This is a genomic window from Clostridium sp. CAG:221 (genome assembly GCA_000435835.1).
GTDB lineage: Bacteria > Bacillota > Clostridia > Clostridiales > Clostridiaceae > Clostridium.
In genome coordinates this window covers 3,607-11,486 of record FR883394.1, presented here as the reverse complement: position 1 = coordinate 11,486, position 7,880 = coordinate 3,607, and the positions used below count along the sequence as shown (strand labels likewise).

Here is a 7,880-nt window from a genome sequence, read left to right as displayed (position 1 = left end):
TATTTCCTTCTAATATTCTTATATATCCTGATTCTGAAATATACCACTATTCACTTTATGGTATATATTTTTATTGATAAATTTTTACTATGCAAAAAATGCTTATAATGTGCAAGTGCTTCTTAATTCACTCTCTAAATGCATTTCCTCTACTTATCCTACTTTTACTTACATCAACTATATAATTAACAAGTCGCTCTTTCTTTCTCCATCTACTACTGGAATTTGTATTATCCATTTCATAAAACTTTATAATATCTTTCAAATCACTTATTTCCAGAGTTAAAAGCTTGTCCATTAATATTCTTTCACCTTCTAAAATAACTTCCAAAGGATTTAATTTTGGTTTAATAATAACATTCTTTTTTCTTGACCTTTTTGCATTATTATTTCCATTCTCTAAAACCTTATAAATCTTATTTTTAAATTTTTCATTACACTGCACTTCTTCTAATATCACTTTAAATAAATCCTTTAATTTCTTTTCCATATTCATCCCCCATAGCTCTCATAATTTCTTCTGCTAATAATTTAAAATTATCAACTTGACCTTTATACCCCCATTTTTGCCTCATAGTTGATTTATTAATATATTCTGCAGCATTTGCTATATTGTCATTTTCTTTAAATATAGTCTCAAACACTCTACAATCACGCTCTTTTCTTAACTCCTTTACTGTTCTTTTATGAAGGGCTGATTGCTCTCTATATTTTGTTATTACAATTCCTAAAGGTTTTATCTCTTTTTCTAATTCCTTAGAAAATTTATTTACTCTACTAATTATCTGAGGTATTCCATATGTTGATAATACATCTGGTACTGTTGGTATAATATATACATCTGATACCTTCAACCCATTCCTTGTTATTACTCCTAAATTTGGTGGACAATCAATTAATATATAGTCATACTTTTGCTTAATCTTCCTTAGTGATTTATCTAATAAATCAACTGGTCTAATCACTGAAAAAATTCCTCTAGGAGCTTTTATTACCTCTTCTTGTATATCTATTAAATCTAAACTTGATGGAAGCATGTCCACTAATTTCACTTCATCTATATTTGATACACCTTTTAATATAGCTCTATTAATATCAAATATTTTTTCACTTCTTGGATATACTCCCTCATAAAACAATTGCGCTATTGTCTGCTTTTGTTTATTTACTTCCATCCACTTCTCTTCACCGATTAACATAGTAGTTGCATTAGTTTGTGCATCTAAATCTACAACTAAAATCTTCTTATTGAATTCAACTGATAAAATTTGTGCCAGACCTACTGTTGTTGTAGTTTTTCCAACTCCACCTTTTAAATTAATAACAGAAATTACCCTAGTCATTTTCCCTCCAAATTTGTTTTTTTATTATAATATATAAGTGAAACTACTACTTATATAACTTATTAATAAAATATCTATACCCAATAGAAAAATTACCATTTATAAAATAGCACTGACATTAAAACTTACACCTACTGAAACATATGAACTTCTACAAAGTAGAAGATATTCTATATTCTAATGATTCTTTTTTCATTATCCTACATGAACATATATTTATTCCAATCCTATATTTCACACAAAAAAATGAGAGTAAAAAACTCTCATAATTATATTTTTTCTATTTTACATTTATGTTCCTTAAGTTTTGAATCATGATATATAGCTACTGCTAATACTTCATTATTTTCATTGAAACGAGCTATATGCTAATGCTTAGCATTATAACACTATATAATAATTTCTTATCTCAATTATTTATAATAAGAAGTTAATTTTGTTAAGTTTACACAAAGTTTTTTACACTATCTTTTAAACTAACTATATATAAAACATTACTACTGATAAATCTTTTTTTAGAGAAATTCTAAGAAATCTTATTAAATTTTCACTATTTTCTTTTGATTTATCTAATTCTTCAATTAATATTTTCACTTGGTCGCTATTAATATAATTTTTATCAAGTAATTGTCTAACAATATCATCATCATTATATTCATTTTTTATTACTTTAATATCTACATCATCAAGAAAATCAAAATTATTATTTTCAAGTAAGTTTATTATTTCAGCTTTACAATCTAAAATTCCTTGTTCTAAAACATCATTTTTTTCAACACTTTTTAGATATTTTTTAGCAATCAATCTATTATATAATTTTATTTTTTTATTAAAATCAGCAATTAAATCCTTTTCTAATAAATACATTCTCTTCATATACTTATCCTCCTATATAGATTCTCTTACTTTATCATCGATTTCTGAAGCCATCTTATCTAAAACAACTAATTCTGTTCCAACCTCTTTCAAGTGCTTTTCAAACTCTGCTCTTTTTTCATCATTAATATTTTTATAATCAGCAGAAACAACTATTATTGATTTATACCCATTCTTAGATTCATTTCCTTCATTATGATGTCCTTCTACTTGTTTTTTCATATGATCTATTTGTTGTGTTATATAAGCTTTATCACCTATCTTACTTTCTATAAATAAATCTTCACCTTTTTTAACTTCAACATTTTCAATTTTAAAATCTTCTTTAGCCTCTCTACAAGTAATATCAATATTTGTTTTTCCTTGAGAAGTTTCTTGTTGAACTTCTTTTTCACTTATTTCCTCAAAGCAATCCTTTAAATTTTCTTTTAATAAAGCTTCTGCTACATACCCTTTAAACATTTTTATTTTTTGTTCTGCACTTTTTAATAGACTTTCTTTGTCTTCTTCTTTTGCTTGTTCAACTTCTTGAAGTTTATCTTCAATAGAGCTTAGCATATTATCTAACTTAGGGTACTTTTCCCTTAATTCGTCTAACTTTTCACTTCCATTACACAATACCTCTTCCTTGCAATAGATTTAACCAACCATTTAATATTGATTTTTCAGCTGATTCGCCTTCATAAGCATTATAAACTAATAAGTGTCGAATTAAATTCATTGTGTATATATAATCTAAATTTATCAGCATTTCCTCTATAATTTTTTTATTTCACTTCTAAACTCTTCTGGTTTAATTACTTCTATATATTGTTGTTGAGATAGTATCCATCGTTTTACACCTTCCCAATAAACCTCAGCTTCAATTATTGGTACTTCATTGTCATATGTAATAACATTAGCTGTAGGTAGTCTATCCAAAACAGCCTCTAATGACTTTCCTCTAAATTTAAATTGTATTTTTACTAATTCCCCAGTATACATATACTGTATTTTATTCAAAAACTCGCCTTCCTTAAATCTATCTTTATACATAACTGAAAATCTTTCATTTGTAACAGAATATTCAATAAACCTATCAATTCTAAAAACTATCTCATTACTTTTACCCTTTATTTCTCCTATCAAATAAAAATAATATTCATTAAATAATAAGCCTAAAGGTTTTATTAGATATTCTCTTAATTTTCCATCTTGCCTTTTATATTTTACTTTAACAATTTTTTGCTCATTTATACTATTAGTATTTTTCCAGATTATGTTTATAATATTAATTCCATGTCTAGGCTCAATATAGTTAAACATTTGATTTTGTATTAATTTATTTATTTCTTTATAATAATCATTTTTTGAAATTAATAAATTAATAATTCTATTAATTTCAACTTTTGGTAAGGCTCTTGATTCTAATAAAATCTTACATATTACTAATAAATCAGCTCTACTTAAACCATTAGATTCTTTATTTTTTAATATATATCCCTTTTTACATCTATCATATTTAATTATTTCATCATAATCATGGCCCTTTGTTAATAAATAATTATTTATTTCAAAAATATCTCTTTGTATACTTTTTTCACTAACATTAAATTTTTGAGAAATATCTCTTTTTTTAAAATCTTTCTATAGTATAATTTAGAAACTCAATTACATATTTTATCCTTAAAATTTAATCTAATAAATTTAAACTTTTTTTACTATTATCGGGTATTATTTTTAATTTTTTTAAGTATTTATATGATATTTAATTCTTTAAATGATAATTTATTATTTACAATTCTTACTTTTAATAAATTCTTTTTATCTTTAATAATTATTTCCATTTTTCTGTTCCCTCAGGGATAAATTAAATAGTATATAGGAGAATTTAAATGAACATTAATAATTTAAAAATACGTAATGCAAAAATAAATGACATAGAAAAAATATTAGAAATTGAAAATAATTCCTTTGATAAAAATATTTGTGAAGATAAAAAAGATTTTTATGAAATTTGTATATTAAAAGAGTTTTTTGATTATAATAATATTGAACCATTTAAGGTTGATGGTATAATAATGAGAAAATTTTTATAATGTATATTATTCCATTAAAAACAAAGCAGTTGCAACATATCCCTTTGCAACTGCTTTGTTTATTTAACATTTATGTAGTTCATCTTTATTTTGAAATATTACTTCTATTTGCTCATCAAAAGGTTCACATTTTGATCCATTAAAGAAGCTATCTAATTTAGCTAATATTTTTCTCTTTATTCTATTATGTTCAATAGATGTACTTGGAGTTAGAAATATTGAACCATTATCAAATTCTGCTTTACCATTGAAGTTTTTTTGAATTTCTTCAAAGTCTTCTTCAGAGTATATATAATCCTTAATAATATCCATTTTCTCTCTCCTTACTACCTTTCTTCATTTCTTTTATTATAACCTAAAGGTCTATTTTCGTGAACTACTCTCCACTTATAGAAGTGGGAGCTTCTAAGTATTTTTTACATTTAAATAAAAGAAGCTATAAGATGAATTATATTTAAATCATCCTATAGCTTTCAATTATTATAATATGAATATATTAAAATTTATTTTCTATCTATAAAACTCTTGAGTTGCGTATACTTTATTTCCTATTTTATATACTCCTACACCTATGCTGCTGAACTTTGTTGATAATATATTTTCTTTATGTCCTTGAGAATTCATCCAATTTGTCATAAATTGATTTGCTAATGCTGTAGGATCTGTAACTCCACCTATATATGCAATATTTTCTCCCCAAGCCTTATATGTAACTCCATCAGCTTTCATTTTTGCAGTTATATTATTACCATTTAAATCAGTATGGCTAAAATAATTATTATCTCCCATATCTTGAGATTTGATTCTAGCATATTTTTCCATAGTTGTATTATAAGTTAATGGTGCAACCCCAGCTTTAGTTCTTTCTTCATTTACCTTATTAAATATGGCTTGTTCAACTTCTGCCATGAATTTATTATTTATAGTTGCATCAGTATTATTACTAGTATTTCCTTCATTTAATAATGCATCATTACCAGTAGATGGTTTATTTTGATTATTAGTATGCCAATAATGTTTATTATATTTATATCCACTAGCTGTACTTACTGCTTTAGACTTTGAACTATTATCAATAGTTTCTGCATTAGCTTGTACACCTCCTATAAATATACTTCCTAATACTAATAATGAAATTATCTTAGATTTCATTTCCATTCCTCCTATAATTTGAGCTAATATCTTTAACTCATTTTTAGTGATCTTGTACTTTTACGTCTTTAACAACTTGTCCACCTAATAGTAACATGAATATTTGAATTTTATAATAGTGGATTAATAGAAAACATCTTATATATATCCCTTAAATCATATATTTTCTTTATGTCCCTTAAAATGGATTTGATTTTATAATTATCTTTAAATACAAAAAATCCACTAGAATTAACTTAATTCTAGCGGATTTTATATTATTTTATATGATATTTTCTTATATATACTTAAACACTATAGTCATATTACTTAGTTTCTTATTAATTCTAAGCTTATACCTAAAATTCTTACCTTCTATAAATATTAAAGTCATTATTTGCCACAATAATACTGTGCCACCAGAATTCAATAATGATGTAAGTAAAGATTCACCTTTAGATGTTTTAATAATATACCAACAAGACAAAAGAATTGCTGCAGTAATCATATAATATCCAATTCTTATTACACCCATAATACTTAACTTTTTTTCTCGCTCCAAAAACTCCTTATATGAGTTTATTATACCTACCTTTGACATCTCCTCTTTATTTTCGTCTCTAACTTCCAATGGCATATTTATCTCTAACTCAACATTAATATCTTTTAATTTATATGGTAGTCTAAAAATATATTCTTGAAGCCATCCATCTAAATCTTCATTAATACATCTATACTCAACATCTCTATAGTCAAATTCTCTAAATAACCCTTCATAATAATCAACTTTAATTGGTATTGTACATTTAACTTTTTCCTTTAAATTATCATTCATAATTTCTCTCCTAACTTTTTATATCTTAATTTTTTATATAAAAAAACAACCTTAAAGCTATTATTTAACTAGCTTTAAGGTTGTATACATTTTGACTAATACTTTATAAAGTATCTATTTTAGGCCAAAGAATAACATTTTTGGGAAGGCTGAATCCACTTGTCCATGTGGATTTACACTTTCTGTATAATATCTTTCTACTATGTTGTCTAATGCCCAAATATTTTCATCAAAGCCTAACGTATTTATATAGAAGTTTTTATCTTTTAATTGCGTTATAGTTGCCGCTATTATATTGCTTCCATTAGCATTTGATGTTCCAGATGATGAACTACTTTCATAACAATTTTCAATCTTGCTTATATCTTTTATTGTTCCAGCAAACTTCTTAACTTCTTTTACTTTAGTTAAACCAATTGCTGCAGAATTCTTAATAACTGTTTTTGCAGATAGTTCACCTGCAAACAATCCACTTGTTTCCTTAGTTGATGTTGTTATTGATGAATTTGATAAGTAAATATTAGATATTACATTTTCAATTGTCACATTTCCATGTGCTATACCAACAATACCACCACTATTTTTTCCTTTATTAAATATTTCACCATGCACATAACAGTTCTTAATTAAACCGCCTGTTTTTTCACTAATAAATGTTGATACGTTATTTCCTTGATTATTATCTTTACCAGCATTTACAGACGCATGACTAACATTAATATTTTCAAATGTTGAGTTATTATCAACTGACACCACCACTGCAACATTATCATGTCCAAAAATAGTAATTTTACTAAACTTCATATTAGAATAAGCTGCATTTAATGATTTCTTAGCAAAAACTGCTATATTACTTTGTGATCTATCACTTTGTCCTGGTGAAACAAACTGAGCATGTATTCCTGTAAAGTATACTGCTCCATAGTTAAAGTTATCTACATTTAAGTCATATACTTCACCATTGAATTGTTCAAATATAGTTGCATTTTTTAGATTTTCAATTTTGTGTCCACCACCATTAATTACACCATCAAATGCTCCTGGTATTAAAACAGTTCCTACAGTATATGATTTATCTACAAAGTCAAGGTCATCCATAATTGTGAATTCTCCATCTGGATGTGCGCTTAATTCTGATATAAATTCATCTACTGAGTAAATCTCTGCTTTATGAACTCCAACAGCTTTATTTGCATTTGGATCTAATCCTTGCAGTTTTGGTGTAACCTTATTTGATACATTTGATAAATCCCAAATTTGTTCATCCCAACCTAAAGTTGTTGTGTAGAATGCTTTATCTGTAATTTGTTGCGTTGTTGCTTCTTCTATTATTCCAGCAAAGTTTATTCCAGTTCTTGATAATATTGAATTTCCTCTATTTTCTTTATATTCAAAGTTATTAGAGTAATTTACAAATTTATCATTTTCTGTTTTACCATCAAATTTATACTGTCTGTTTTGATTTCCTAAAGCAATATTATTTGCAATAGTAGAATTTTCTGTTGATTGGCCTATAAATCCAGCAACTCCATCTATTCCATCTGCTGATGTAGAACTATAACTATTTCTAATAGTAGATGCTGCCACATTACCTACAAGTCCACCAACATTTTCATT

The 7,880-nt window shown here is 25.6% G+C and carries 11 protein-coding genes; 1 reads left to right on the top strand and 10 read right to left on the bottom strand.

From position 1 onward, the window contains the following. Positions 1–127: 127 nt before the first annotated feature. From Q5O44_RS06255 to Q5O44_RS06230, 6 genes are all read right to left on the bottom strand, one after another. Positions 128–490: a hypothetical protein gene (locus tag Q5O44_RS06255; RefSeq protein WP_022167544.1), complete on the bottom strand. Its 363-nt coding sequence runs from the start codon at positions 488–490 to the stop codon at positions 128–130. Further along, positions 462–1,343 carry a ParA family protein gene (locus tag Q5O44_RS06250; protein WP_022167543.1) on the bottom strand — a complete coding sequence of 294 codons (882 nt, stop codon included), beginning with the start codon at positions 1,341–1,343 and terminating at the stop codon, positions 462–464. The genes Q5O44_RS06255 and Q5O44_RS06250 overlap by 29 nt, the downstream gene beginning before the upstream one ends. A 480-nt stretch (positions 1,344–1,823) precedes the next feature. Continuing rightward, entirely contained in the window at positions 1,824–2,219 is a 396-nt protein-coding gene (locus Q5O44_RS06245; protein WP_022167542.1) for a hypothetical protein, read from the bottom strand. A 12-nt stretch (positions 2,220–2,231) separates the two neighbouring features. Beyond that, a complete protein-coding gene (locus tag Q5O44_RS06240; RefSeq protein ID WP_022167541.1) occupies positions 2,232–2,837 on the bottom strand; it encodes a hypothetical protein in 606 nt (201 codons plus the stop codon). Then, on the bottom strand, positions 2,830–2,970 hold the full coding sequence (locus Q5O44_RS06235) for a hypothetical protein (protein WP_302637498.1): 141 nt from the start codon (positions 2,968–2,970) through the stop codon (positions 2,830–2,832). Before Q5O44_RS06235 ends, Q5O44_RS06240 begins: the two co-directional genes overlap by 8 nt. A 5-nt stretch (positions 2,971–2,975) precedes the next feature. After that, positions 2,976–3,524, bottom strand: coding sequence for a YafY family protein (locus tag Q5O44_RS06230; RefSeq protein WP_022167540.1), 549 nt, complete (start codon positions 3,522–3,524; stop codon positions 2,976–2,978). A gap of 569 nt (positions 3,525–4,093) precedes the next feature. On the opposite strand from Q5O44_RS06230, the gene Q5O44_RS06225 reads away from it, so the two are divergent. After that, on the top strand, positions 4,094–4,297 hold the full coding sequence (locus Q5O44_RS06225) for a hypothetical protein (RefSeq protein WP_022167539.1): 204 nt from the start codon (positions 4,094–4,096) through the stop codon (positions 4,295–4,297). A gap of 63 nt (positions 4,298–4,360) precedes the next feature. On the opposite strand, the gene Q5O44_RS06220 is transcribed toward Q5O44_RS06225, so the two are convergent. The 4 genes from Q5O44_RS06220 to Q5O44_RS06205 all read right to left on the bottom strand — a co-directional run. Continuing rightward, entirely contained in the window at positions 4,361–4,609 is a 249-nt protein-coding gene (locus Q5O44_RS06220; RefSeq protein ID WP_022167538.1) for a Uma2 family endonuclease, read from the bottom strand. A gap of 198 nt (positions 4,610–4,807) precedes the next feature. Next, a complete protein-coding gene (locus tag Q5O44_RS06215; RefSeq protein ID WP_022167537.1) occupies positions 4,808–5,449 on the bottom strand; it encodes a CAP domain-containing protein in 642 nt (213 codons plus the stop codon). A 277-nt stretch (positions 5,450–5,726) separates the two neighbouring features. After that, complete coding sequence (locus tag Q5O44_RS06210; protein ID WP_022167536.1) at positions 5,727–6,263, bottom strand: hypothetical protein; 537 nt, start codon at positions 6,261–6,263, stop codon at positions 5,727–5,729. A 114-nt stretch (positions 6,264–6,377) separates the two neighbouring features. Continuing rightward, a partial coding sequence (locus Q5O44_RS06205) for a hypothetical protein (RefSeq protein WP_302637497.1) occupies positions 6,378–7,880 on the bottom strand: 1,503 nt, incomplete at its 5' end.

Bases quoted from the DNA above. Each gene is read 5' to 3' on its own strand.
- Q5O44_RS06255 (WP_022167544.1), bottom strand. From the start codon at position 490: ATGGAAAAGAAATTAAAGGATTTATTTAAAGTGATATTAGAAGAAGTG.
- Q5O44_RS06250 (WP_022167543.1), bottom strand. From the start codon at position 1,343: ATGACTAGGGTAATTTCTGTTATTAATTTAAAAGGTGGAGTTGGAAAA.
- Q5O44_RS06245 (WP_022167542.1), bottom strand. From the start codon at position 2,219: ATGAAGAGAATGTATTTATTAGAAAAGGATTTAATTGCTGATTTTAAT.
- Q5O44_RS06235 (WP_302637498.1), bottom strand. From the start codon at position 2,970: ATGCTGATAAATTTAGATTATATATACACAATGAATTTAATTCGACAC.
- Q5O44_RS06230 (WP_022167540.1), bottom strand. From the start codon at position 3,524: ATGTTTAACTATATTGAGCCTAGACATGGAATTAATATTATAAACATA.
- Q5O44_RS06225 (WP_022167539.1), top strand. From the start codon at position 4,094: ATGAACATTAATAATTTAAAAATACGTAATGCAAAAATAAATGACATA.
- Q5O44_RS06220 (WP_022167538.1), bottom strand. From the start codon at position 4,609: ATGGATATTATTAAGGATTATATATACTCTGAAGAAGACTTTGAAGAA.
- Q5O44_RS06215 (WP_022167537.1), bottom strand. From the start codon at position 5,449: ATGAAATCTAAGATAATTTCATTATTAGTATTAGGAAGTATATTTATA.
- Q5O44_RS06210 (WP_022167536.1), bottom strand. From the start codon at position 6,263: ATGAATGATAATTTAAAGGAAAAAGTTAAATGTACAATACCAATTAAA.